Origin of the sequence: Deinococcus taeanensis, from assembly GCF_020229735.1 — a bacterium.
Classification (GTDB): domain Bacteria; phylum Deinococcota; class Deinococci; order Deinococcales; family Deinococcaceae; genus Deinococcus; species Deinococcus taeanensis.
This window is the reverse complement of the sequence record NZ_CP083457.1, coordinates 24,352-49,177: the sequence shown is the minus strand read 5'-3', so window position 1 is coordinate 49,177 and position 24,826 is coordinate 24,352. Positions and strand designations below refer to the sequence as shown.

At 62.2% G+C, this 24,826-nt stretch carries 22 protein-coding genes; 7 read left to right on the top strand and 15 right to left on the bottom strand.

Translation table 11 applies throughout. The annotated features are described in order from the left end of the window. Window positions 1–3: 3 nt before the first annotated feature. Together LAJ19_RS15960 and LAJ19_RS15955 are read right to left on the bottom strand one after the other, a co-directional pair. Window positions 4–498, bottom strand: coding sequence for a response regulator (locus tag LAJ19_RS15960; RefSeq protein ID WP_225523859.1), 495 nt, complete (start codon window positions 496–498; stop codon window positions 4–6). After that, the gene (locus LAJ19_RS15955; RefSeq protein ID WP_225523858.1) at window positions 488–2,509 is read right to left on the bottom strand and encodes a PAS domain-containing sensor histidine kinase; all 2,022 of its coding nucleotides are present in this window, start codon (window positions 2,507–2,509) and stop codon (window positions 488–490) included. The genes LAJ19_RS15960 and LAJ19_RS15955 overlap by 11 nt, the downstream gene beginning before the upstream one ends. 122 nt (window positions 2,510–2,631) lie before the next feature. Here LAJ19_RS15955 and LAJ19_RS21940 point away from each other — a divergent pair, with 122 nt between their 5' ends. Further along, window positions 2,632–3,126 carry a zinc ribbon domain-containing protein gene (locus tag LAJ19_RS21940; RefSeq protein WP_349774851.1) on the top strand — a complete coding sequence of 165 codons (495 nt, stop codon included), beginning with the start codon at window positions 2,632–2,634 and terminating at the stop codon, window positions 3,124–3,126. A gap of 284 nt (window positions 3,127–3,410) precedes the next feature. Here the strand turns inward: LAJ19_RS21940 and LAJ19_RS15945 are convergent, their stop codons facing one another. The 6 genes from LAJ19_RS15945 to LAJ19_RS15920 all read right to left on the bottom strand — a co-directional run bounded on the left by LAJ19_RS15945 (window position 3,411) and on the right by LAJ19_RS15920 (window position 11,389). After that, complete coding sequence (locus tag LAJ19_RS15945; protein ID WP_225523857.1) at window positions 3,411–4,862, bottom strand: NAD-dependent succinate-semialdehyde dehydrogenase; 1,452 nt, start codon at window positions 4,860–4,862, stop codon at window positions 3,411–3,413. After that, window positions 4,843–6,396 (bottom strand): amidohydrolase, encoded by a 1,554-nt coding sequence (locus LAJ19_RS15940; RefSeq protein WP_225523856.1) that lies wholly within the window; start codon window positions 6,394–6,396, stop codon window positions 4,843–4,845. Before LAJ19_RS15940 ends, LAJ19_RS15945 begins: the two co-directional genes overlap by 20 nt. A gap of 2 nt (window positions 6,397–6,398) precedes the next feature. Then, window positions 6,399–7,085: a GNAT family N-acetyltransferase gene (locus LAJ19_RS15935; RefSeq protein WP_225523855.1), complete on the bottom strand. Its 687-nt coding sequence runs from the start codon at window positions 7,083–7,085 to the stop codon at window positions 6,399–6,401. Further along, window positions 7,082–8,443 (bottom strand): 4-aminobutyrate--2-oxoglutarate transaminase, encoded by a 1,362-nt coding sequence (gabT, locus tag LAJ19_RS15930; RefSeq protein ID WP_225523854.1) that lies wholly within the window; start codon window positions 8,441–8,443, stop codon window positions 7,082–7,084. The genes LAJ19_RS15935 and gabT (LAJ19_RS15930) overlap by 4 nt, the downstream gene beginning before the upstream one ends. A gap of 46 nt (window positions 8,444–8,489) precedes the next feature. Continuing rightward, on the bottom strand, window positions 8,490–9,782 hold the full coding sequence (gene gabT / locus LAJ19_RS15925; protein ID WP_225523853.1) for a 4-aminobutyrate--2-oxoglutarate transaminase: 1,293 nt from the start codon (window positions 9,780–9,782) through the stop codon (window positions 8,490–8,492). 101 nt (window positions 9,783–9,883) lie between these two features. After that, window positions 9,884–11,389 (bottom strand): PucR family transcriptional regulator, encoded by a 1,506-nt coding sequence (locus LAJ19_RS15920; protein WP_225523852.1) that lies wholly within the window; start codon window positions 11,387–11,389, stop codon window positions 9,884–9,886. 287 nt (window positions 11,390–11,676) lie between these two features. Here LAJ19_RS15920 and LAJ19_RS15915 point away from each other — a divergent pair, with 287 nt between their 5' ends. Further along, the gene (locus LAJ19_RS15915) at window positions 11,677–12,984 is read left to right on the top strand and encodes an APC family permease (RefSeq protein ID WP_225523991.1); all 1,308 of its coding nucleotides are present in this window, start codon (window positions 11,677–11,679) and stop codon (window positions 12,982–12,984) included. Window positions 12,985–13,288: 304 nt separating this feature from the next. Here LAJ19_RS15915 and LAJ19_RS15910 read toward each other — a convergent pair whose 3' ends face one another. From LAJ19_RS15910 to LAJ19_RS15900, 3 genes are read right to left on the bottom strand one after another with little or no spacing between them, the layout of a single operon-like run. Further along, a complete protein-coding gene (locus LAJ19_RS15910; RefSeq protein ID WP_225523851.1) occupies window positions 13,289–14,347 on the bottom strand; it encodes a flavin-containing monooxygenase in 1,059 nt (352 codons plus the stop codon). Further along, entirely contained in the window at window positions 14,344–14,754 is a 411-nt protein-coding gene (gene arsN2, locus LAJ19_RS15905) for an arsenic resistance N-acetyltransferase ArsN2 (protein WP_255639893.1), read from the bottom strand. The genes LAJ19_RS15910 and arsN2 overlap by 4 nt, the downstream gene beginning before the upstream one ends. Window positions 14,755–14,786: 32 nt before the next feature. Next, window positions 14,787–15,245 carry a MarR family winged helix-turn-helix transcriptional regulator gene (locus LAJ19_RS15900; protein ID WP_225523849.1) on the bottom strand — a complete coding sequence of 153 codons (459 nt, stop codon included), beginning with the start codon at window positions 15,243–15,245 and terminating at the stop codon, window positions 14,787–14,789. Between the two features lie 92 nt (window positions 15,246–15,337). On the opposite strand from LAJ19_RS15900, the gene LAJ19_RS15895 reads away from it, so the two are divergent. Then, the gene (locus tag LAJ19_RS15895; protein ID WP_225523848.1) at window positions 15,338–15,820 is read left to right on the top strand and encodes an arsinothricin resistance N-acetyltransferase ArsN1 family A; all 483 of its coding nucleotides are present in this window, start codon (window positions 15,338–15,340) and stop codon (window positions 15,818–15,820) included. A gap of 191 nt (window positions 15,821–16,011) precedes the next feature. On the opposite strand, the gene LAJ19_RS15890 is transcribed toward LAJ19_RS15895, so the two are convergent. Next, complete coding sequence (locus tag LAJ19_RS15890) at window positions 16,012–16,899, bottom strand: phosphotransferase family protein (protein WP_225523847.1); 888 nt, start codon at window positions 16,897–16,899, stop codon at window positions 16,012–16,014. 522 nt (window positions 16,900–17,421) lie between these two features. On the opposite strand from LAJ19_RS15890, the gene LAJ19_RS22145 reads away from it, so the two are divergent. Continuing rightward, on the top strand, window positions 17,422–18,039 hold the full coding sequence (locus LAJ19_RS22145; RefSeq protein ID WP_432804255.1) for an IS630 family transposase: 618 nt from the start codon (window positions 17,422–17,424) through the stop codon (window positions 18,037–18,039). Here LAJ19_RS22145 and LAJ19_RS15880 read toward each other — a convergent pair. Both LAJ19_RS15880 and LAJ19_RS15875 read right to left on the bottom strand, forming a co-directional pair. Further along, a complete protein-coding gene (locus tag LAJ19_RS15880) occupies window positions 17,976–18,488 on the bottom strand; it encodes a hypothetical protein (protein ID WP_225523846.1) in 513 nt (170 codons plus the stop codon). The genes LAJ19_RS22145 and LAJ19_RS15880 overlap by 64 nt on opposite strands. Before the next feature lie 21 nt (window positions 18,489–18,509). After that, complete coding sequence (locus LAJ19_RS15875) at window positions 18,510–18,965, bottom strand: hypothetical protein (protein WP_225523845.1); 456 nt, start codon at window positions 18,963–18,965, stop codon at window positions 18,510–18,512. Between the two features lie 413 nt (window positions 18,966–19,378). Between LAJ19_RS15875 and LAJ19_RS15870 the strand changes: the two genes are divergently transcribed. From LAJ19_RS15870 to LAJ19_RS15860, 3 genes are all read left to right on the top strand, one after another. Continuing rightward, entirely contained in the window at window positions 19,379–20,467 is a 1,089-nt protein-coding gene (locus LAJ19_RS15870) for a hypothetical protein (RefSeq protein ID WP_225523844.1), read from the top strand. 399 nt (window positions 20,468–20,866) lie between these two features. Beyond that, window positions 20,867–22,996 (top strand): hypothetical protein, encoded by a 2,130-nt coding sequence (locus LAJ19_RS15865; RefSeq protein ID WP_225523843.1) that lies wholly within the window; start codon window positions 20,867–20,869, stop codon window positions 22,994–22,996. Beyond that, complete coding sequence (locus LAJ19_RS15860; RefSeq protein ID WP_225523842.1) at window positions 22,987–23,685, top strand: ABC transporter ATP-binding protein; 699 nt, start codon at window positions 22,987–22,989, stop codon at window positions 23,683–23,685. The genes LAJ19_RS15865 and LAJ19_RS15860 overlap by 10 nt, the downstream gene beginning before the upstream one ends. A 24-nt stretch (window positions 23,686–23,709) precedes the next feature. Here the strand turns inward: LAJ19_RS15860 and LAJ19_RS15855 are convergent, their stop codons facing one another. After that, entirely contained in the window at window positions 23,710–24,210 is a 501-nt protein-coding gene (locus LAJ19_RS15855) for a transposase (protein WP_225523841.1), read from the bottom strand. Window positions 24,211–24,826: the final 616 nt, after the last annotated feature.

Sequence of the window (24,826 nt, the reverse complement as noted above, 5' to 3'; positions counted from 1 at the left end):
CAGTCAGGCCCCGTGGTCGGTGTCAGGCAACTGCACGATCTCGATCCAGTACCGCCCCAGTCCCCGCATCACCTCGACCAGCGAGGCGAACGTCACCGGCTTGGTCACAAAGGAATTCACGCCCAGATCGTAGCTGCGGATGATGTCCTCCTGCGCGCTGGAGGTCGTCAGGACAATCACCGGGATTGACCGCAGGGCCGGGTCACTCTTGATCTCAGCCAACGCCTCGCGGCCGTCCTTGCGCGGCATGTTCAGATCAAGAAGGATGAGTCCCGGCCGCGGCGCGCGGCCGGGTTCGGCATACTTGCCCCGGCGCCTGAGGTAGTCCATGAGCTCTTCGCCGTCCTCCACGCAGCGGAAGTCGTTGAGGACCCGGCTCTCGGTCAGGGCGTCTTTCGCGAACATCCGGTCATCCTCATCGTCATCCGCCATCAGGATGGTGAACGGTTGCCTGGCGCGCAGGCCAGAAGCGGCGTGTGGATCATGATCAGGGCTCATACAACTCCTCCGGCTTTGGCACTTCAGCGTGTGGCAGGCGCACAACAAACGTTGAGCCCTGGTCAGGAACACTGGTGGCCGTGATGGTCCCGTCGTGGCGCTCGACGATCTTCCTGCAGATGGTCAGTCCGATCCCAGTGCCCTCGAACACATTGCGGCCGTGCAACCGCTGAAAGGGCGAGAAAATCCGGTCCAGGTACTTCTCGTCGAACCCCACCCCGTTGTCCTGAATGTTCAGCTGCCACCCCTGATCGTCGGGCGCGGCGCGGACCTGCACCACCGGCGGGCGGGCGCCGTGGAACTTCAGGGCGTTACCGATCAGGTTCTGCATGAGCTGCCGCAGTTGCGTGGGGTCCCCAGCAACAACCGGCAGGGACTGCACCTGAACCTGCCCGCCCAGCGTCTCGATGCGGACGTCCAGGTCCAGCAGGACGTCACGGACCACCTCCTGCAGGTCGACCGGCACAAAGGGCTTGGCCTGGGTGGTGACCCGCGACAAGCTCAGCAGATCATTAATCAGCCGCTGCATACGCGACGCGGCGGCCTGCATCCGCTCCAGGTAATCCCGGCCCTCGTCTCCCAGGGCCGGCGCGTGCCGCGTTTTGAGGCGGTCGGCAAAGGCCTGGATCTTCCGGAGAGGTTCCTGCAGGTCGTGGGACGCCACCGAAGCGAAGTCCTGCAACTCGCGGTTACTCAGCTCCAGCTGCCGGGCAAACGTCTGCAGGGCCGCCTGGCTTTCGACCAGGTTCCGCGTGCGGGCCTCCACCCGCCGTTCCAGGTCGGCATTCAGCTCGCGGATCGCCCGCTCGGCCTGTTTGCGTTCACTGATGTCCGTGCCGGTCACCACCGCCGCGACCCGCTGACCCGCAGCATTGTGGATCGGCGCAGCGGAAAAGGCGGCGCGGCGCAGGGTTCCGTCCGGCCGCACCACGTCAATCTCCTGTTCCGTGACCACTTCGCCCTGCTCAATCGCGCGGGCCAGTGGCCACTCGTGCGGCTCGACCGCCCGCCCGTCAGGGTGCAGGCCGCTGTACCCGGCGTAGTCGTCAATGCCCGTCGCCGGCTGAAACGAGTGGCCCCACAGGTGCTCGATCCCGCGGTTGCCCAGCAACAGCTTGCCGCTCGGGGCTTCCGCGAGCCACACGGCACTGGGCATCTGCTCGAGCATGTCCGTCAGCAGGGTGCGTTCGGCCCTGACCTGTTCCAGCAGCGCCAGCCGTTCCTGCTCAGCCTGGTGACGTCCGGTGATGTCCACCACGACCCCGTCAAGCCACGCGACTTCACCCGTGCCCGTTGTGATCGCGCGTCCGCGCTCGTGTACCCAACGCACCTCGCCGTTCTTGTGGACGACGCGGTATTCCAGGTCGTAGCTGACGCCGCGGCCCACTGCACCGTTGATCGTCTGATCCACAGCCTGCACGTCATCCGGGTGAATAATGCTGGCAAACGTCCGGCCCACGGAATGGGTGAACTCCTCCGCCGGGTAGCCGCACAGATCCTGAATCGAATCCGAGATGAACGACATGGTCCAGTTGGCGTCCAGTGCGCAGCGGTACACCACGCCGGGGACATTGGCCACCAGGGAGCGGAAGTGACGCTCGCGCTCAGCGGCCTCCGCCTGCCCCTCCTTCTGGTCGTGAATGTCCGTGCAGGTGCCCATCCACCGGACAATCTGGCCCGCTTCATCACGCAGCGGTTTCGCTCGCCCCAGATGCCAGCGGTAACTGCCGTCCGCACCACGGCGGAAACGTGACTCGATGGCGTAGGCCACGCCAGTCCTGACTGCCGCCTGGCGCGCAGCGAGATAACGCGGAAGGTCGTCGGGATGAAGTCCGGCCTCCCAGCCCCGGCCGCGGGTCTGTTCCGGGGTCAGTCCGGTGTACTCGAACCACTGGCGGTTGAAGGTCAACGGCCACCCGTCGGCCCGCCCAACCCAGACAATCTGCGGCAACTCATCCATCAGGGCAGCGGCGTCCCCAATGACAGGGTCGGAGGTGATGTGTGGATCCATCAGGGACATAGTGCGGAAACCTCAAAAAAGAACGAAAACACAGCGGGTGACGTGAGAGAAGGTGCAGCCCAGGACGTGGGTCCTTGCCCTCAAACAGGGCGGAGCAGTCGGGGCTCTTTTCTGTGCCTGACCCCTCAGGTTCACTGAGAGGTCCGCACCTGGAGGGGCTGCGACAAAAAGCAATTTTACTGTACGGAGCTGACTCGTGCAGTCGCCTTACAGCGCGTGGGGCCTGTAGAAAGCCCAGAGTCTTCACCCCACACCTCCCGGCCGGAAGGCCGTGCGCACGACGATCTTCACGTGAGCAGGCTGGGGTGGGGCACCTGGCCCGCAGCATTCACGCGGTGGGCTGGGGTCAGTTCTGCATTCTCCTTCCCCGAACGGCAGACTGGGCGGCCGGGAAAGTCGTTCGCGTTGAGCTCCGGGCCACCTCTCAGCGGCGCCATCCCTGCGGCCACACCCGCCGGGAGAACCGGGCCAGGCAGCCGCGGCTGCGCTGCGCCGCCTGCGGGCACGGGGAGAACGCGGACCGGAACGCACGCCAGGGACGGGCTGACCGTTCAGGCATCGACGAAGCGGGAGGCGACGCAGGCGCTGCTCACCTGCGTCGCCATTGACACGCGGCACATGGAGGCGTGTTGTTGGCGATGATGAGCGCCCAGAAAGCGGCACCCAGGGACCCGGCCGTGGTCCGCACCCTCAAGACGCTGGCGGCCACGCCTGAACGCATCACGGAAGAAGTCCAGGCCGCCGAAGAACCCGGACGTCAGGGTCCTCAACCAGCCCCGGGGAAGGCACCCAGCTCAGGACCAGAAGGGGGCAGCGCCCTGAACCGGACGCCGACCGCGCAGCGGAGCGGACCAGCGCAGGGCACCACCGGGAGGCACGAGGTGAGGGCGGATTACTCAATGCCCATGCTGATGAATTTCGTTTCGAGGTACTCCTCCAGGCCCCAGCGCCCGCCCTCGCGGCCCACGCCGCTGTTTTTCATGCCGCCGAACGGCACGTGCGGCGCGGCGGCGCTGGGCACGCCGTCATTGATGCCGACGATGCCGTACTCGAGCGCTTCGGCCACCCGCCAGGCCCGGCTGAGGTCGCGGGTGTAGGCGTACGCGGCAAGCCCGTACTCGCTGTCGTTCGCGAGCCGCAGGGCTTCCTCTTCGGTCTCGAACACCACGACGGGCGCCACCGGCCCGAAGGTTTCCTCCCGCAGGATGAGGCTGCCGGGGGCAACCTCGGTCAGCACGGTGGGCTGAAAGTACAACCCGCTCTGCACGTGGCCGCCCACGGTGGCAGTCGCGCCGCGGCTCAGGGCGTCCTGGACCTGCGCCTGGATCTTGTCGAGGCCGGCCTGCTCGACGACCGGGCCGACGTTGGTGGTGTCGAGCAGCGGGTCGCCCAGCTGCAGCTGGGCGGTGAGGCGGGTGAGGATCCCGGTGAAGGTCCCGGCGACCGCCCGCTGGACGTACACGCGGTTGGTGCTGATGCAGGTCTGGCCGGCGTTGCGGAATTTCGACCCGACCACTTCCCGCGCCGCTTTGTCGAGGTCAGCGTCCTCGAACACCAGGAACGGGGCGTGCCCGCCCAGTTCCAGGCTCACGCGCTTGATGGTGTTCGCCGCCTGGCGGTAGAGCTGCCGGCCGACGGCGGTGGAGCCGGTAAAGGTGACTTTGCGGACCCGCTCGTCTTCCATGAACGGCGCCGTGAGGGCGGCGGCGTCACTGGTCGGCAGCACCTGCAGGGTGTTGGCAGGCCCGCCTGCCTCCAGCCACAGTTCGGCGAGGTACAGCGCCGTCATGGGACTCTGCTCGGCCGGTTTGAGAATCATCACGCACCCGGCCGCGAGGGCGGGCGCGGCCTTGCGGGTGATCATGCCCGCCGGGAAGTTCCACGGCGTGACGGCGTACACGACGCCGACCGGTTCGCTGCGGGTCAGGCCGCGCTTGTGGTCGAAACGCATGTTGACGCGTTCGCCGCTGATGCGCCCGGCTTCCTCGGCGCACCACTCGATGAAGGAAGCGGCGTAGTGCACCTCGCCGCGCGTTTCGGTGATGGGTTTGCCCATCTCCAGGGTCATCAGGCGCGCGAGTTCCTCTTTGTGTGCGAACAGCAGGTCATGCCAGCGGCGCAGGATCAGGCCGCGGCGGTAGGGGTTGACCTGGCGCCACTCCTTCAGGGCAGTTTCGGCGGCCGTGATGGCCTGGCGGGCGTCCTCAGGCGTGCAGTCGGCGACTGCGCCGATGGCCTGGCCGGAGCCGGGGTGGATCACGTCGAAGGAGGCGGGCGTGCGGCGCCATGCGCCGGCGAAATAGGCCTGGGTGCGGGTCACGGGGTCATTGAGCAGGGTGGTCATGGGGAGGGTCCTCTGCGACGTGCACGCTGCGGACCGGGATGTCCGGCAGGTGCTGAGGGGCGGTATGAAAGGGGTCCTGGCCAAGCAGCGTGAAGTCCGCGAGGAACCCGGGCCGGAGCCGGCCGCGTTCGTGTTCGTCGCCGTGGGCGACGGCGCCGCCGTGGGTGTACGCGCCCAGAGCCTGAGCCGTACTCACCGCCGTGCCGGGCACGTAGGGCTCGGCGAGGGCCGCCTGGACGCCCGCGAGGGGCCGCAGGTCCTGGACGACCGGGCCGTCACTGGAGAACGCGACGTCCAGGCCCGCGTCGAAGTACGCGCGCAGCGGAAACACCTGCCCGGCCAGGGCGGGCGGCACGAAGCGGTCGTAGTTGGCGCGCAGTTCACGCAGGAAGACCGGTTGCGGCACCGCAATGACGCGCAGGGCGCGGGCCAGCTCGAGGTGCGCGGCGGACGGCAGGCCGAAATGCTCGATGCGGTGGCGGGGACCGCCGGGGTGCTCGCGGTCCAGCCGGGCATAGACGGCCAGCAGCTGGTCGAGTGCGACGTCCCCGATGGCGTGCGCGCCAATCCGGAAGCCCGCCACGTGCGCCTCGCGCGCCAGGGCGTACAGGTCGTCCGTGCCGAAGCGCAGCACGCCCTGGCTGGGTGGCTCGACGTTGCGGTAGGGCACGCTGATGGCGGCGGTGGCGCCGCTGAGACCGCCGTCACCGAAAAATTTCACGCTGTCGCAGCGCAGGCGGGAGGAGTGGTGCTTCTCAGGCAGCGGGAGGGTGTCGGCGCCGCCGTCGGGCCGGCGGATGTAAAGGAGGTTCACGCGCAGCGGCAGGCGGCCCGCGGCGTCCAGGGCGCGGTACGCCGCGTAAAGGGGCGCGTCGACGGCAGGGTCGGTCACGGCGGTGAAGCCCAGCGCCTGAAGACAGGTCAGGCCGGCCAGAATCCACGCTTCGTACTGCGCGGCGCTCGGGGCAGGCATGGCGCGGACGATCAGGCCGTAGGCGGTTTCGGTGAGGCGGCCGCGGCTGAAGTCGATCGTCCCGCCGGGTGGGGCGGGCGTGTCCGGCTGAAGGCCGGCGGCGTTCAGCGCGGCGGTGTTGACCGCGTGGATGTGCGCGCAGGTCCGGGTGAGCAGCACTGGCCGCCCCGGGGCGAGCGTGTCCAGCAGGGCGCGATCGGGCGTACCGCCGAGGCGCGTTTCGTTCCAGCCGCGGCCCCACAGCCACGCGCCGGGGGGCAGCTCGGCATGCCGGCGCTGCACCGCCCGGGCGAGGTCATCCAGCGCCGTGACGCCGCGCAGGTCCAGCACGGTGGTGCGCAGCTGCCCGACTTTCCAGACGTGCACGTGCGCGTCGGTCAGGCCGGGCAGCAGGGTACCGCCGTTCAGGTCTCGGCGCGCGGCGTGCGGACCGGCGGCCGCCTGCGCGTCCGTGAGGGTGCCGGCGTGCAGGACCCGCCCGCCGCGCACCGCGAGCGCCTCGACCGCCCGGCCGTCCGCTTCCGGGTAGATCGGGCCGCCGGTGTAGACGGTCGCCGGCATGGTCAGCGGGCTCCGGGCCGGTGGGCGGGGTTGCGCCAGACGATGAACACGCCGTGGTTGCGGCAGGAGTCGTCGTCCAGGTAGTCGGGAATGATGCCCCACACGCCGTACCCGCGGCCCAGCTGCACGCTCAGCACCGGGTCGCGGCGTTCTCCGCGGATGACGTCGAGCACGTACTGCTCGATCGGGAGGTGGTCGGCGACCGCGCAGTACCCTTTGGGCATCGCGCCGGCCACGTGCCCTTTGAGATTCAGGCGGCGGATCAGGTCGTGCCGCGCGCCGTACAGCAGCGTGGCGAGGCCCTGCCCGCGGGCGTCCGGGTGCACGCCGATGTCCGCGCCGTACAACCAGTCGCCGTCCGGGTCGTGGGTGGTGAAGAGGTTATCGCCGGTTTCCTTCATGTAGGCGTGGGCGTAGTGCGCGAAGTTCACGCGCAGCCGGAAATCGCTGCTGGACGCCACGACCTGTGCGGTGGCGGTGTCGAGCACAGCAAGCTGCCCTTCGGGGAAGTGCGCCTGGTGGGAGAGGAAATGCCGGGCCGTGGCGATTTCGTCCTCGCTGAGGCTGGGGAAGCACGCGCGCTGCACGGCTTCGAGGGCGGGGGCGTCCTCGGTGCGGGCCTGCACCACCACGTACCGGCCGTCGGGCCGGCTGGCAAGCACGGTCCGGCCGATAAAGGCGGCACTCACGCCGGGACCGCCTCCGCGTCGCGCGCGGCGCGGCAGGCGTCGCGCACGGCGTCCGCCACGGCGGTGAGGCCTTCGCGCAGCATGTCCTCGGGAATGTCGAGGGCGGGCAGGAACCGAATGCAGTTCGAGTACAGGCCCGCGCGGATCAGCAGCACGCCGCGCTGCACGGCGAGCGGCACGGCCGCGGCGACCATGTCCATCCAGGGTTCCCTGCTGGCCGGGTCCTTGACGAACTCCACGGCCATCATGGCGCCGACGCCGCGGATGTCACCGATGGGCAGCTCGCCGCGCAGAGGTTCCCACACGTCGCGCACGACGCGCTCGACGGTCTGCGCGCGCGTCAGGAAGCCGGGTTCGGTCAGGATGTCAAGCACGGCCAGCGCGGCGGCGCACGCGACCGGGCTGCCGCCGTAGGTGCTGCCGACGCCGCCGAGGTGCGGGGCGTCCATGATGTCCGCGCGGCCGGTCACGGCGCTGATGGGCATCCCGGCGCCGAGGCTCTTGGCACTGACGAGCAGGTCCGGCACGACGCCGGCGTGCTCGATGGCGTACAGGCGGCCGGTGCGGCCGCTGCCGCTCTGAATTTCATCGGCGATCATCACGGCGCCGGTGCGGTCGCAAAGTTCACGGATCTTACGCAGGAAGCGCGCGGGGGTGGGAATGAAGCCGCCTTCACCCATCACCGGTTCGATCACGACGGCGGCCAGCGCGGACCCGTCAATCTGCGCGACAAGGGCGTTGTCGAGGTTCCAGCAACACCAGTCGATCCACTGCTCGGCGCTCAGGCCCTGCGGCGCGCGGTAAGGGTTGGGGTAAGGAAGGCGGTACACCTCGCCTGCGAACGGTCCGAAGCCTTTTTTGAAGAGGCTGTACTTGCTGGTCATGCTCATCGTGAGGTTGGTGCGGCCGTGGTAGGCGCCTTCGAACACGATGACGCCGGCGCGGCCGGTAAAGGCGCGCGCGAGCTTCACGGCGTTCTCTACCGCTTCGGCCCCGCCGTTGGCGAGCAGGGTCTTTTTGGGGAAGTCGCCGGGCGTCAGGGCGTTGAGGCGTTCAGCGAGCGCGGGGTACGCTTCGAAGTTCGTTACGAGCGCGCAGGGATGAATCAGTTCGGCGGCCTGCGCCTGAACGGCCGCCACCACGCGGGGGTGGTTGTGCCCGACGGCCATCATGCCGATGCCGCCGGCGAGGTCGATGAAGGTGTTGCCGTCCACGTCGGTCACGAGGGAGCCCTGCGCGGACTGCACGGCCACGCCGTTGGCCTGCGCCAGGGCCCGGCTGACGGCAGCGGCGCGCCGCTGCTGGAGGGCCACGCTCCGCGGGCCGGGAACTGCCGTTCTGAGGTTGATGTGGGTCATGGGTTGATTCTCCTCTCTGGGTGCGGCCGGGGGAACCGGGCGGGGCTCAGCGGGCCGCTTCGTACACCGCGGCGCGGAACACGGCCAGACCTTCGTCGAGTTCAGCGTCGGTGACGGTGATGGGCACAAGCACGCGAATGACGTTTGCGTACATGCCGGCTTTGAGCAGCAGCAGGCCGCGCCGGCGGGCCGCGTCGACGACGCGGGTGGCCAGGTCACCGCCGGGTTCCTTGGTGACCGGGTCCTTGACGAACTCCGCGGCGATCATCGGGCCAAGGCCGCGCACGTCCCCGAGGGCAGGCACGTCCGCCTGGATTTCGAGGAAGGCGGCCCTGAGGCGCTTGCCAACGTGCTGGGCGTGGGTGAGCAGCGTGCCGTCCTCGAAGAGGTCGAGCACAGCCAGGCCGGCGGCGCAGGCCAGCGGGTTGCCGGCGTACGTGCCGCCCAGGCCGCCTGGGGCGGGGGCGTCCATGATGTCCGCGCGGCCGCTCACGCCGCTGATGGGCAGGCCGGCGCCGATGCTTTTGGCGAAGGTGACGAGGTCCGGCTGCACCCCACTGGCCTCAACCGCCCAGAAGTGACCGGTGCGGCCCACGCCGCTTTGAATTTCGTCGGCGATAAACACGATGCCGTGATCGTCACACAGGGCGCGCAGGGCGCGCAGGAAGGCGGGTGGGGCGGGCAGGAATCCCCCTTCGCCCAGAACGGGTTCGAGAATAATGGTCGCGACGCGTGAAGCGTCCACGGTGGTGCGGAACATCTCGCGCAGGCCCTCCAGGGCGGCGTCCACGCTCACGCCTCGGTACTCGTACGGAAAGGGCGCGTGGTATACCTCCGGCGCGAATGGGCCGAAATTCTGCGCGTAGTACGCTTTTTTTCCGGTGAGGGTCATGCCGAGCAGGGTGCGGCCGTGAAAGGAGTGGGTAAAGGAGATCACGGCGGGCCGGCCGGTGAAACTCCGGGCAATTTTTACTGCGTTCTCGGTGGCCTCGGCGCCGGTGGTGAACAGCAGGGTCTTGACGGCCCCGGCGCCGGGGTAGCGCGCGTTGAGGCGCTGGGCGAGGCGCAGGTACGGTTCGTACATCGCCACCTGGAAACTGGTGTGGCTGAAGGCGTCCAGCTGGGCGCGCACCGCCTGCGTCACGTGCGGGTGGTTGTGGCCGACGTTGAGGACGCCGATGCCGCCCACCCAGTCGTGGTAGGCGCGGCCCTCGACGTCCCAGAGGCGCACGCCTTCGGCGCGGGCGGCCACGACGGGGTGGGCGTTGCTTACGCCGCGCGGAACTTCGGATGCCCGCAAAGCCAGCAGCTCGTCCGTTTTGGACGGTGAAATGGTCATGGTCTTCCTCCCTGTGGCCTCAGCGTAGCGGCGCAGCCCGGCCGCAACCTGGGGAGGGGTTCACAAAAACCAGCGGGGGTTTTTGTGGCTTCACTCCAGGCTTACGGCGTCATGGCGTCAATCTGAAGTGCCAGCCACCACAGCGACCGGTTGGCTGGTTCCGCGAGTGCCCGGTGGGTGAGCGCCTCGATGCGTTCCATGCGGTAGCGCAGGGTGTTGCCGTGAATGCCCAGCCGCGCCGCGGCTTCCGCCTGCGCGAAGCCCGTCTCACACAGGGCCTGCACGGTCGCGATGAGCGCCTCGCCTCCACGCGCGCCGCGCAGCGGTGAGAGCAGACTGTGCAGCAGGTCCGCCTGCGCGTCCCGGTCGCCGCTCAAGGCGCGCGGCACCAGCACTTCTGCGTATGAACGCAGTTCACCCGGCCGGGCGTACGCGGCGAGCGCAAGCACCTCCGCGCGGCTCTGCGCGATGCCCGCCGTGCCGGGCCGCGCCCGGCCGTACACCATGCGGGGCGGCGGAGCGGCGGCCGCCCCGCCCAGCCTCGCCCAGACCCGCTCGGCCCGGACGTCTTCCGGCAGCAGGAACCACACCTGGTTAAGGTTCACGCTCACCAGTGGCGCGGCGCCCAGTGAGCTCAGGACCTCGCGCACCTGATGCGCGGCCCGTTCACGCCGCGCGAACCCCTCCGGCGAGAGCGGCAGTTCGTCCGCCAGGACCAGCAGCGCCACGCGGTACAGACCGCGCGGGTGGAAGCCCAGGCGGTGGGCGCGCTCCTGCGCGGCAGGATCGTCGGTGTACTGCCCTTCGAGCAGGGTGTCCACGAAGGCGTAGCCCAGGCGCGCCTCCCGCACCTCCAGGTCACGCTGCGCGAGCATCAGCAGCGCCGCGACCGTCGCGGCGTGCTCCGCGCCGCGCACCACCAGGTCCGACGCGGGTTTTCCGTCGCCCGCCACCCACACGCCTCCTTCGCGCTGGCCGCGCAGCAGGACCGGCACCAGTACCCCGCCGGCCAGGTCGCGCGGCGCGGCGCCGGGCCGGTCCAGCGCCTGCCGGGCCTGCGCGGCGTCCGGGGCGGGCCCCGCGGTGAGTGGTGCGCCGTCCCGCGCGAGCAGCGCCACGGCGCGGCCCAGCTGCGCCGAGAGGGTTGCGGCCACGTCGGCGGGGGTGCCGCCCAGGGCGGCGCGGGTCAGGGCGCAGTGAATCGCCTCGCTGCGCTCGAGCACGTCTGACTGGGCGCGCAGAATGAACTCGTGCACCTCCTGCACGACCTGCACGAACGGCACCTCCCAGGCGAGTTCCACGGCAGGAATGCGGCGCGCCTCGAGCGGCCCGGCGATTTCCGGCGGAAACGCGGTGAAGAAGTGCGGAACCGCGAGCACCACGCCGGCCGGTTCGCAGGCGGCGAGCAACTCGCCGAACGCCGCGAGCGCCCCACTGTCGTGCGGCCAGGACAGGCCGGTGGTCAGCAGCAGCGTGCCGGGACGCACCCAGCGCTGCGGTTCGGGAATGTCGATGACGTGAGCCAGGCGCACGGCCCGCGACAGGTCCGCGCCCGGCATGACCAGACGCGCGGCCGTGCAGGCCGGGAGGGCCAGCACATCACTCACCTGCATCATCGTGTCTCCATGCGCCGAGCATAGCCCAGGGGCTGTTGTGGCCTGCGTCCAGTTTGCAGCCGCGTCTTTTATCGGCCAGTCACAAGTCAGCCTGGCGGGCCGGGAACTATGATGCAGAAGTTACTTTTACAACTCACCTGTGTCACTCCGCCCTCATTCGACCCCCGGGAGGTTCCCTTGACAGACCTATCCAGCAGTGCGGCCCTGCACCGACCCAAACTCGGCCTCTGGGGCGTGATCATGGTGATCTACTTCACCGTCGCGGGGGCGCCTTCGGCATTGAAGGCCTGATCAGCGGCAGCGCTCCCGGCATGGCCATCGTCCTGATCCTGATCACCCCCTTCATCTGGAGCATTCCCACCGTCCTGATGGTCACTGAACTGTCCACCGCCATGCCGGTCGAAGGTGGGTACTACGTGTGGGTCAAACGCGGCCTGGGCCGCTTCTGGGGCTTCGTGCAGGGCTGGATCGCCTGGCTGTACGGCCTGGTGATCGCCGCGAGCTTCAGCGCGTTGTTCACCGACTACACCAGTTCGTTCCTGCGCCTGACCTTCGGCGTGAGGCTGCTCGACGATTCTCCCCTGGCCCGCTGGGCTGTGGCGGCCGCCCTGATCGCCGGTTTCGCGGCCCTCAACATCCGCGGCGCCAAAGCCGTCGGCGACAGCAGCAAGGTTTTCGCGGCGATGGTCTTCGCGCCGTTCATCACGATGTTCGTGCTGGCCGCCGCCCACTGGCTCGCGCACCCCACGCCGTTCTGGCAGCCGTTCACCCCCCCGAACACCGGCATCTTCGGTGCGTTCGGCCTGGGCCTGTTCATTGTCATGTACAACTTCCTCGGCTGGGACGGCGTGAGTACCATCCTCGCCGAGATCGACAACCCCCTCAAGGTCATTCCCCGCGCCATGCTGATCGCCGTGCCGCTGATCATCCTCGCGTACCTGCTGCCCGTCCTGGCCGGCCTGACCGCCGCCGGTGACTTCAGCAAGTGGGGCGACACCGTATTCTTCCCGGAACTCGCCACCGCCATCGGCGGGAAGTGGCTGGGCATCTGGGTCGCCGTCGGCGGCATGTTCTGCGCGGCGGGGCTGTTCAGCGCGGTGGTGCTGTCCAACAGCCGCCTGCCGTTCGTCCTGGCGGCCGACCGGTACCTGCCGTCCGCGCTGGTGGCCCGGCACCCCCGCTTCGGCACGCCGGTGATGTCCATCCTGATCTGCTCGGTGATCTACGCGCTGCTGGCCTTCGGGCCGTTCCAGACGCTCGCCGTGACGACCGTGCTGCTGTACGGCGTGAGCCTGCTGCTGCAGTTCGCCGCGCTGATCGCCCTGCGCGTGCGCGTGCCGCAGATGCCGCGGCCCTTCCGCATTCCAGGCGGGCTCCCGGGCGTGATCGTCACCGCGCTGCTGCCCGCCCTGATTATCGTGCTGGCGGTGATCACCACCGTCCGGGATGAAGGCAGCAGTTTCCTGGCCCTGGCGCTGCCGCTGCTCGCGTCTGCTCCCCTGGCCTTTCTCATGACGAGCGCCCTCTTCAAACGTGGCGCCCCGGACCGGCTGCACCACGACCGGGTGGAAGGCGCAGAAATCTGACGCGAACAACCACCTGAAAGGCGGCAGGTCGGCTGTGCCACCTGCCGCCTTTCGGTTCCCGCCGGCCGCGCCGGGACGTGACAGGCCCCTCCCCTGGACTGGAAGGCAGAAGGCTGTTTGGAAGGGAGCCTTCGCCTGATCCAGCGACGCGGCCAGCATTCCACGGCCCCCACTGAAAGACTGCCCAGGTGCCGACGAGCAGCGGACCCGGCGCGCCGCGGGTTGATATGACGGGTTGGCGCAGGCCGAGCCTGCCTTTCACCCCCGTGCAGCCGCCCGCTCTCCACCGAGGATGGTCCTTGGTTCACGTCATCGGTGGACGCCGCGCCAGATGCCGGATCACCACGGCAGCGTCCCGCCCTGCACCTCGGAGCGTCGCGGACGCCACCGCCCGCTGCCCACTCAGCCCCACGAAATACAGTCCCGGCACGCTCCGGCTCACCCCCAGACGCTGCGCCGGTTCGCCCTGCCTGTCCAGCGCCCCGGTGCCCCGCAGGTACTCCAGGTTCGCCCGGTACCCGGTTGCGAACACCACGGCGTCCACTGCTTCCTCCACGCCATCCGGCCAGATCACACCGCCACGGGTGAACTGCGTGAACATCGGCCGCTGGTCCAGCCGCCCCTCACGGAACGCGGCGCGGTACTGTCCCGGATCAAACACATGGCGCAGTGAGGGAAGCCGCCCGAGGTGCCCGAGCGTCAGCTGGTCGACGCGGGTCCACGTCAGCCAGTCGTGGATGTCCCGCCCCAGGGGGCGCTGCGGGGTGAACTTCACTGGGATCCGGGCCACGAGACTCACCCGCGCCCCGCCGGCCAGTTCCACCGCGATCTGCACCGCCGAGTTGCCTGCACCGACCACCAGCACCCGGCGCCTGGCAAAGGGCGAAGGCGCCTGGAAGGCCAGGGAATGAAGGGTTCTGCCTTGGAACGTTTCCTGACCGGGCAGGACCGGCATGAACGGGCGACGGAACGTGCCGGTGGCTGCCACGACGGCGCGGGAGGAAAAGGTCCGGCCGTCTGCCGTCAGCACCCGGAAGCCCTCAGCGTCCCTCAGAACCTGGGTGACCTCTGCATCCTGGACGACAGGGAACCGGAAATGGGCGGCGTACGTCTCCAGGTAGGTGAGGACTTCATCCCGGGTGGGGTACCGCTCGGGGTCACCTGGGAACGGCAGCCCAGGCAACGCCGCGTGGCGCGCGGGGGAGAAGCTCTTCAGGCTCGCGTAGGGCAGCGGCCAGGAGCCGGCAGGGCGTCGCGCCGCTTCCAGAACCTGAAACGTCAGGCCGTGCCCTTGAAGGTGATACGCGGCGGCCAGACCGGCCTGCCCCGCGCCAATGACCAGGACGTCGGGACGCTGACTCACCGGGACACCCCGGCATTCAGCGTCAGCTGCATGACGACGGCTGACGCTGGACAGGCGCCCTGAAGTCCGGGAGAGGCGAAGACGCAGGGTGGCAGGTCTTCGCGCGCGAGGCAGCTGAAGCCGAACCTCGAGTAAAACCCGTCTGCCGTGGTGGTCAGCAGCACCAGGCGTTCAAGGCCCGCCTCACGGGCCCGCCGGATCATTTCGCTGGTCAGGGCTTGACCTGTGCCCTGCCCCCGTTGATCTGCGCGCACTGCCACGGAGCGCAGCAGGCCATGGACCCCATGACGCTCGATTCCCGCGACACCCGCCCCTTGTTCGCCGCGGAATGCCAGCACGAACCCGGGCAGATGTGCCTGAACACCGTCCAGGGGAAGCCCCGCAGCGGTCAGCAGCGCCTCGATCACAGGCCGGTCAGCCGCCGCGGCTTCCCGGAACGTCACGTCGCGGTGCATGACGGCCCGAGCTGAACGGCGTATTCGGCTTCCAGCGCGTCAGCCAGGACTTCAAGCGCCCGCAGCACGCCCGCCTGTTCCTCCGGGGGAACGCGGCTGAGCAGTCGGGCGGACTGGCTGCACAGTTCGGTGTTCAGGGCCTGAAACTGGGCCTGTCCCTCCGGGGTGAGCGTCAGGGTGACGGCCCGCCGGTCGGCCGGGTGGGGCTGCTTGTCGACCAGGCCGCCCTGCACCAGGTCATCGACGTTCCGGCTGAGCCAGCCCTTGTCGGCCCCCAGACGGCGCGCGAGGTCGGCCAGGGTCAGGGGGCCTTCACGGCCGAGGGTGGTCAGAAGCTGGCACCGCGTGAGGCTCTGAATGCCGCAGCAGCTGGCGGCGCGCTGCTGAACGGCCGTGTGAAGGCGGGTGATGCGGCGCAGGAGGTCACCGGCGTCGTGGGTCATGGCTGCTCCTTTCGTTGAGCTTGACAACGATCTGGAAAGACCGTACATCTGAAGGGAACTCGTTGTCAAACGCAACAGTCAGGAGGTCCTGCATGATGCCCCACCACTCCCGCCCCGCGACCCCCACCGACGCGTCCGACCTGGCCCGCATCTATAACCAGGGCATCGAAGACCGCAGCAGCACCTTCGAAACCCGGCCCCGCACCCCGCAGGACATCGAAACCTGGTTCGACGGACACCCCATCGTCGTCGTCGAGCAGGAAGGCCAGATCATCGCCTGGGCCAGCACCAGCACCTACCGCACCCGCGACTGCTACGCCGGCATCGCCGAATTCAGTGTGTACGTGGGCCGGGCCAAACGGGGCACCGGAGCAGGCACAGCGGCCATGCAGGCTCTGATCCCCGCCGCCCGGGCAGCGGGGTACTGGAAACTCCTCTCCCGCGTGTTTCCAGAAAACACCGCGAGCCGGAAACTCCTGGCGTCCGTGGGGTTCCGGGAAGTCGGCACCTACGAGAAGCACGCGCAACTCGACGGTGTCTGGAAGAACGTGGTCATCGTCGAACTGGTGTTGTGAGCCCCGGAAACTCCAGCGGCGCGGCGCACTGCTCCGTTCCGGCCTGCTGGTCCTGTGCGGCGCCGCCCGGCCGTTCAGCGCTGGCACCGCAGTGGGCAGCCAGAGGCGGCCAAGAACCGTGCGCAAGACACAGTTTCAAGTTGAAATGAGCAGAATGCAGCGCCCTCAGGGCAAGCTCCTGTTCACCTGGATCAGCGGGCGTCGCCCAATGCCTGTTCCACAAACCAGCGGTGCCGCGCCCGCATCCGCTGCTCAGCCTCAGGTTCCAGGCCCCACGTGTGCAGGCGTCCTGCCGGCCGCAACGCGGCATACAGATCCCACAGTGGCAGCGCGCTGAAGTCACACTGCGAATGAGCCCGGTACGCCTCGGTGAAGCCTTCCATCGCTTCTTTCCCAAACGCGAAGAGAAGTTCAAGGCGCGCGTTGCTCACATCCAGCAGGGGATCACTGATCCCCGCATCTTCCCAGTCGATCACCGCGGCCAACCGGTCCCCTTGCCACAGCAGGTTCCCTGGCCACACGTCGCCGTGCACCATGCACAGTTCATTCAACGGCGGCGGCCAGTGCCGGTCCAGGACGCGGCGGATTGTCGTTTCCGAGAGCGTGTCGTCAGGGGAATCTGGCCACGGCGACAAGGTGACCTTCCGGGGCAGAAAGGTCGTCACCAACGTTCGGTCGACATGTTGATGCAACTGCAGGAGAAACGCCGCGAGGCCCACAACCGCCTGCGGAAGGGCTGACCGCTCGATCTCGGTTGTTCCCTCAACAAAGGTGGTGATGAGAACAGGCCCCGGGACGACGCGTGCGGTGTCGTCGAAGGCGACAGGGCCGGGCACATAGAGCCCAGCGGACTGAAGTATTTTCAGCAGTCTGAATTCATCCCGAGCGATATGCGGGTTGCGCGTCCGGTCGATCTGGCCGTACTGGCGGACAACGACCGTCTGCAGGTGCCCGGTTGAGGAGCGCAGTTCCACAGCGGTCACCGTGGCCGAGACGCCGCCCTGAAGGGGCCACGCCCGAAGCACCTCATGGAGTGGAGAACTGGACTGCAACAACTGACGCCAAGGTTCGAGGGCCACGCCACTGATGGTACGGGGTGGTGCTCCAGAACATCCGACAGAAAGTCTCCCGGCCATTGAGAGGGTCGGGCACACTATTGATCACGGCGAAGATCTGAGCTGATTGGCTTGCCGTATGCCTGGTTGGCAGCCGACCCATTCCTCTCGCGCTCAACTCGAGGAGCGCCGCCTGGCCGCTTTGGAATGGATTGAGCGCGGAACCCACCGCAACCAAGAGAGTGCGGACCACTTCGGTGTCTCTGTGCACACGGTCTCCACCTGGAAAGCACGACTGCGGCGCAATGGTGGCCTTCAGGCCACCGTTGCGGGTGGTGCGGTCTCGCGGCTCACCGCCGCACAACACGAGCACCTGCGCACCCTCCTGCAGGAGGGTGCGGTGCACCACGGGTTCCCCGATCCGACCTGGACGACACGTCGGGTCACCGATCTGATCGGACGCCACTTCGACGTGTGGTCTCACCACGACCACGTCCGAAATCCTTCGCCAGTTGGGCTTCACACCCCAGAGGCCGGATGGACGCGCTGCCGAGCGCAATGAACTTCGGATCGCCTCCTGGACAGAACAGGTCGCGCCGGAGTTGGAAAAAAAAGGTCGCCCAAGGCGCGACCCTCGTCTCTCTGGATGAAGTCGGATTCTCGTTGAAGGGCGTGCGGCGACGGACCTGGTCGACCAAGGGCGTGACGCCCTTGGTCACGCTGAGGGCGAACTGGGAGAAGCTGTCCACAATTGGAGCGATCACTTCGGAGGGACGCTTCTTCCAGCACACGAAGTCTGGGGCGATTCGTCGTGGGGACGTCATCCGATTCTTCCAGCATCTCCTGCGTCACATTCGGGGGGAGATCGTGGTCGTGCTGGACAACGCGGGGATCCACCGGGCGAAGGCAACACAGGCGTTCGTGCAACTGCACGAACGCCTGTCCTTGGTGTTTCTGCCGCCATACGCCCCAGAGTTGAACCCGATTGAGCTGGTCTGGGCGTACGTCAAACGGCATGTGCTGGGCAACTTCTGTGCCCGTTCGATCACTGTGCTGAAAGCGAAGCTCATGACGGCCTGGCCTCAGTACCCGACAGTTTCTCAGATGTGCGTCTTGGACGGCATGAACAGGTCAATCAGTCGTAAGAGGGGCACCTCTTCGTGATCAACCTTCCGGCTGATGGCGCGCACCAAGGCCCGTAAGCCCAGCGTCACGACGCTCCAGGCCCGGCGACCATGCTGTTTGTTCGGGCAGATCTCGGGGATGCTCACCAGCACGCACCAGACGTCGGTCAGGGTCAGCAAGCACAGGAGGCGCTCCACGTGATCGTGGAGCGTCATAGGCGTGCTCTCCAATTTGAACCCTTTGCTTTTGAGCGCTCGGAACAGGCACTCGACCCGGAAGCGATGACGATACTGCGCCTGAATGGCGGTGACGGCGCCGGTGTTGCTGGCAATGATCAGGGCGTCTCCGTCCGGCGTGAACGTCAACACGACGTTCATCGGCTGCCCGTAGACCTCGGCGTGTTCGACCAGCAGACCGGCAGTGCCGGTCTGCAGACGTCCCAGCCAGGTTTGGGCCGTCCACTCGTCCATTGGGCTGTCGCGTCGCAAGCGCACACAGATCGGAATGCCCTATTGCGCCAACTCCTGGATCCAGTCGTGCCCGATAACTTCACGATCGGTGTACAGCACGCGACTCTGCGACGCCGTGAGCAGACACAGCGCGTCATCCATCAGGGTGTGGCGCACCGCCGTATCGCTGCTGCCCCCGTGGGGCAGCAGCGCGTACAGCAAGGGGACCGCCACACCGCGCCACAGCACCGCCAGCATCAGGACGTTCACGTCCGTCTGACCGTATTTCCAGTTCGTACGGTCGATGATGAACTCGCGAGGCCGCGTCTGTGGGAGCAGCGCCAAGACAACATGGGCTACATCGGCGGGACACAGTGGATGGCGATCAAAAAAGCGCTCCACGCGGCGAATCACCGAGCTGGTCTGCGCGCGTCCAGAGAAGCGCGCCGCGAGTTCAGCGTGCCGGACATCTTTGGCCTGAAGCAGCGCGAGCACCATCAGCGACAGCAGCTCCACCTGGTTCTTGCGGAACTCCGGAAAGTGCGCGGTGAAGCAGCGGGTCAGTTTGGCCAGGATATCGGGAGACGCACACTGTTCTCGCGTGTCACTCGCGGTTTTTCAACCCCTACAGAAACTGTCGGGTACTGAGCGGCCTGGCAGCGGGTTCGGTACGTCGACTTGCCCCATCAGCTTATGAATGCGAATCTATGCCGCTAGCAATAGCATCACCTAAAGCCCTTGTCAACCGAAAATCGTTAAATACAGCTGCTAACCCCTGCTAACTTGGCAACGTACTAAGGCATAGGCGAAAATATAGGGTATCTCTTTGGGACTGCCCGCATCAATTTAAGCTTGCTCTTCGAGTGTCATTGGATATCGTAACGCTTGTACTCAGGATTATAATCCTTTTGAATGCAAATGAGGTGTGAATGAAAATAATTCTTGCATCCATTAGTCTTACTGCTGTTTTCGGCGCAGCATCACTCTTCTTTGTTCAAGCTAATAAGAAAGAAGGATTGAGATTTTCTAATGAACAGGCTGGCTTAATCGAGAATGACGTGAATGTCTTAATGAAGTCATTTGAAGAATTTAGAGGCTTTGCAGAACAGGCAACAACCGGAGATCGCATTGATCCTCTGAAATTTACTCCATTTCCATGTAGAAATTCGCCTAACTGGTCGAAGCCAATGCTCTTGACTTTTGGAAGTGAATACTCTCCAAATGTCAAACTATTACACAAAGATCTTTCATCAAGTGAAGCTACGCGTGATTTGCAATTCGTACACATCGTGTATCCCAGAAGTTGGGTTACGAGTGGAGATCCTATTAATCAAGAGGGGATCACCAGTTTTCAATCAGAAGTCTCTGTCTTGAATGCTACTGACGATAAAAAAGCAAAAACTTTTCTTATGCGCTTAGGTATACATGATGGTGGATATGTATTTATTTTGGACGAGTCGGGAATAGTTAGATATTCTGCAAATGATATTGGTCTTGATTGGAAGCATGTCAGTGATGCAGTTAAAAAGTATATTAGTGGCACAAAAATAGAAGTCTCTGATAATAAAATCAGAAAAATTGGTTATCAGTTACCATTAGAATCTCTGAGCACCGATATCCAGGAAGCACTCAAGAAAAGATTCTCTTCTGAGTACAATGTATTAGTGGTCAAGTCGACTCGAGAATGTTCGATATGTGGTTCAAACATGGATGCCTCTATTGACCCAATTCTGTTAGATCTACAGCGAAGGAACATTAACGTTTCTGTTGTTGATGTCAATACGTCGTCTAGTTCAATTAAATATGACTCAGGTATCTTACGAATATCGGATGCCATAGAAAACGATAAACCGCGCTCTGCTATTTTCGATGCCTGGAATGTAAGAGGCTATCCATCTATTTTCATTGTCAAAGATGGAAAATATGAAGGCGAAGTATTATATCGTTCTTGGACCTTTACAGATGGCAAAAAAGCCGAGCACATACAGGCACTTGCCGCTTCCAGGCTTGTGCAGTAAACAATACTCTACCCTCCGTTGGAAGAAATAAATATGGGTAAACTGAAGATTGCTGCGCCAGCAGGTATGATGTTGTTTGGCTTCGCTTCGGCTGGTTGCACGGGTTACCGGGTTGATACAGGGTGCCGTGCCTGTGTCGAATCCTATATCCCATGGAAGCTGACTGGTATGCCATCGAAGCAAGTCACATCTTACGTCTCGAATCCCGATGGCTCCTGCCGTGACAGCTCTGCAGGCAGACAAGATACTTGCCGCTGCGGCGACTGCTAAATCAATAAGCCGAAGTAAGTAATTAAATATTAACGGAGAGTTGAGAGGTACAGCCTTATCCTTTCTGGATAAGGCTGTAACAATTCGGAGGCGACAGTGATACATAAGAGTTATATATATAGTAATATAATGATTTTACTGATTAGCTTGCTTACAGCGATTTCTTTTGTACAGCCTTTGAAAATAAAACAAGAAATAGAGAAATCCAAAGGATATCCTAAAGATATAATTATTTTTAGCTCTAAGCAGCAGATGATTGCAAATGCGCCCGAGATACCTAACGATTTACGAAGAATAGAGCTTAATAAGCTACAATATTTGGAAGATACAGGACTACTAGGTTACTGGGGTGCACAGGTTACATCATATCGAAATCTACCAATCATGAAGGTATCCAAAAATATTTACAAATGTGGGATCGCCAGCCTAGTACATGGCAGATCTCCAAAATTTGCTAAAGAGGTACTCTCTATTAATGGAAGTTGGATAAACGTTGGAAACAAGGTGAATTACTCGGGCAAAGATATGATTGTTACGGGAAAGATTACAACTGATTGGCTACCCGTAAATATAAAGCCATCGTCCTTGATCATTGTTGATAAAATAAGCAAGATATCGCTAAATGATTATCCAACCTATTTCGCCATTACACGAGATGCAGCGAAAATATCATTAATTCAGAATTCATTAGAAAGCATATATGGGATTGATTTTGAGACGATGAATATGTCAGACTTTACCTCGAAATCTGTTTTCTATACACAGAATGCTCGTCACAGAGTAGAAAGGAATGGAGGAATATTTCTAATTGCGATTTCACTTATAATGATCTTTTCTCTTGTTCATACGTCTTGGCTTAGACAAAGGAATATGTTAGAAATATATCGGATGCTTGGAAAAAGTAAAGCTGATTTCCGGAAGATGTGGCTCACTGCATGCATAAAATATTGGATTTACGGCTACGTTATGTCAATCGCAATCACTCTATTAATCACGAGTGATTTAATCACTGCTGCAGGCTATTATGTCATTTACATATATTTCGTATCATTGTTTTTAGCAGCTTTGGTAATAACATCCATTTTTGTAAAATCTGGCACAGGGATTGGTAGACAAAGCAATTCGATAGACCTAAGAGATAAAAAAATATATAATTCTATTATTTTAATTGTCTCCACTGTTATATGTATTGGCGTCCCATATATCATCAATTTTTCTTATAGGCTCTGGACAGACCAACAAAAAATAACAGAGGACTTAGGAATTGACACACTAGTAATACTCAATTCGAATATTTCTAATAAGGCAATTAACACGATTGACTGCCCAAAAGCCGTGTCTTGCACCGCATTCAACTGGTCTGACACATCGCTATGGCCAGCAGATATGGATGACATGATTCCTAACGATCTAGACCGTCACTCTAGCTTTATACCATCAGAAGCGTCGCTGCTCGGTCTTAAGCTGTCTGAAGGCAGATGGCCTAAAAATAATTCAAAAGAAGCAGTAATTTCATCTGCTGGAATCAATAGATTAAAAAAACTAGGGATCAATATTAAAATCGGTTTTTCGTTAAATTTCGGTTATAAAATAGTGGGAATAATAGAACTGCCAGCTCATTCGAGTATCAAATTATTTTCTGGCATAAATTTTTATGAATCATATCTATTTATTCCAATGCAAGATAGAGGGTTATACAATGATTCAAGCACAAATCAGAAACTATACCTCTCTCCTTTTGGTAATTCTGGAATCTTCATTAGGGAATCAAGTGCAGACTCTTCTCCTGAGATTATTGACTCGGTTGCACTGCGGACTGGAAGAAAAAATATAGAGATTTACACTCCGACTTCATATGCCAAAAATATATCCGATAACATGAAACGGGCGCTTTTGAAAGTGTCAGCTTTCTTAGTTGCCAGCATCATTATATCATGCCTCATGTTCTATATACTCTCCCGGGAAAGATTCAGCTTAATGACTGAGGAAATAAATATATATAGGACGTTAGGTATGTCCAAAAGCAAGACTCTTGTTAGATTCTACAAACAAGATCTTCCATGGATTTTTACTCCTTGCTTCTTTCTGACCATAGTATTTCTTTTGATAGGTGGTCTGAATAATATAATATTTATTTTCAGTGTAGCTATACTTGCTCTAATTGTAATCTTTACATATCTTATTGTAATAAATCTTTCGCTTAGCACCGTGTATCAGAAAACAATCAATCAATCTAATAGGGAGCCCCAATGGAAATAAATATTGATCAGCTAGGATATAATTATTATCTTGGCACTAGTAAGAATCCGAAGGAGATTCAAATTATCAAAGACTGCACTTGGCTATTCAAGAGCGGAACTTTTACTTCTATTCGAGGTTCGTCGGGTTCTGGAAAAAGCACTCTTTTGAGCCTCATAGGATTAATGGACTGTCCCTCAACTGGGGAAATTGCTTTTGATGGGAAATTAGTCGGTAGACTCAGTGATTCAACTCAAAGCAAGATACGTGCTAAACAAATAGGATTCCTTTTCCAAGACTTTCGGCTCGTTAAAAGCATGACCGTGTTTGAGAATATAATTTTAGCACTTGAAATATCTCACGGTAAGTCAGTAAACAATTTGACTAAGACTAAACAAATTCTCGAAAAGGTTGATCTATCAAACCGTGGATTACATTATCCTGCCGAGCTATCAGGCGGTGAAATGCAACGCGTCGCTCTCTGCCGAGCCATTGTAAAATCGCCAGATCTACTACTTATGGACGAGCCCACTGGAAACTTAGATGCCTTCAATCGTGAAATTGTAATGTCTATTGTCAGTGAATTTAACAAGCAGGGTGGGACTGTCTTGATGGTCACTCATGATGAGGACACCGCATCATGTGCCAAAAACCACGTTGTGTTAACCAATGGAGTTATAACAAGCGAGAGGAGTCACATTAGCAAATAAAATACCGTGTCGCTGAGCTATTGATCACGGCGTAGCTTTGTATCGGTTGCCGTCAGACTTCAGGTGTCTAGGTGAGCTTGATCGCCGACGGGTCTGGGCGGGAGCAAGGCGAACCTGTGCCGTTATCAATAAGTAGGTGACCGTTTCTGGGCGCAGTGGTGGAAGATGCGGAGCAAAGGGGGCGGGGTTCCACAGCAGATTGACGAACGCTGGCTTGAGGATATTGAGGCCGTACCGAACGATGGAGATCGCGAGTCGGCCATGAGCGAGCACCCGGATGGGTGCTTGCTCATGCTCAATGGCCCCCACGTGCCAGGCCCAGACGGATGCGATGGACACGACGCAGAGCAGGGTGTTGATCCGGTCCGTGTGGACGAGGTGGGTCGCCTCCCATTCGAAGCCTGAACTTTTCCAGTATTTGAAAAGCAATTCAATTTTCCAACGCTGTGCGTACGCGACCATGGCGTGACGACCCTGTTCCAGGGTCGCGACATACACCCGCACCGCGCAGACCCCGAGGGGCACGCTGTAAGACCATCAGGGGTCGGTACCACTAGCGAACCCCGATCAAGACCTGTAACAACGCAGAGGCCTGAAGTTATTAGCCGACTTGGCACGGCTGGATAGGGTAAGCGGATGGAGCGGCCAAAAGCGGACTCATCCCTGATAGACAGGTGTATAGGGAGTGCCTGCACTTGGCCACGGCGTAACAAAGAAGGCGACCCAAATGTCGGCGGCCTAAGCGGTTTCGTGCAGCCGCGCCTCAGGCTGTTGCGAGTCGGATCTCAGTGCTTCTGATGCTGCGGCGATATCTTCTTGCCCTTGCCAGCTTGGCCAGGCTAATCACAGCTGCTTTAGCTTTATTGATAACGGCACAGGTTCGCCTTGCTCCCGTCCAGCCCCGTCGGCGATCAAGCTCACCCAGACACCTGAAGTCCGGCGGCAACCGATACAAAGCCACGCCGTGATCAATAAGGGAAATCCCGGACACGGGACGCTCGAACGCCCCTTTGCCTGGTTTTCCTTTCACCGGCGACCGGTCCGCGTCTGCCCGGGGCCCCGGAAGCGCCGATGTGAGGCGACAATCCGCCTGTTCGCACGTTGACCTGCGCCTCCTCCGTGCCGTGCCCCCCGCGTGCAC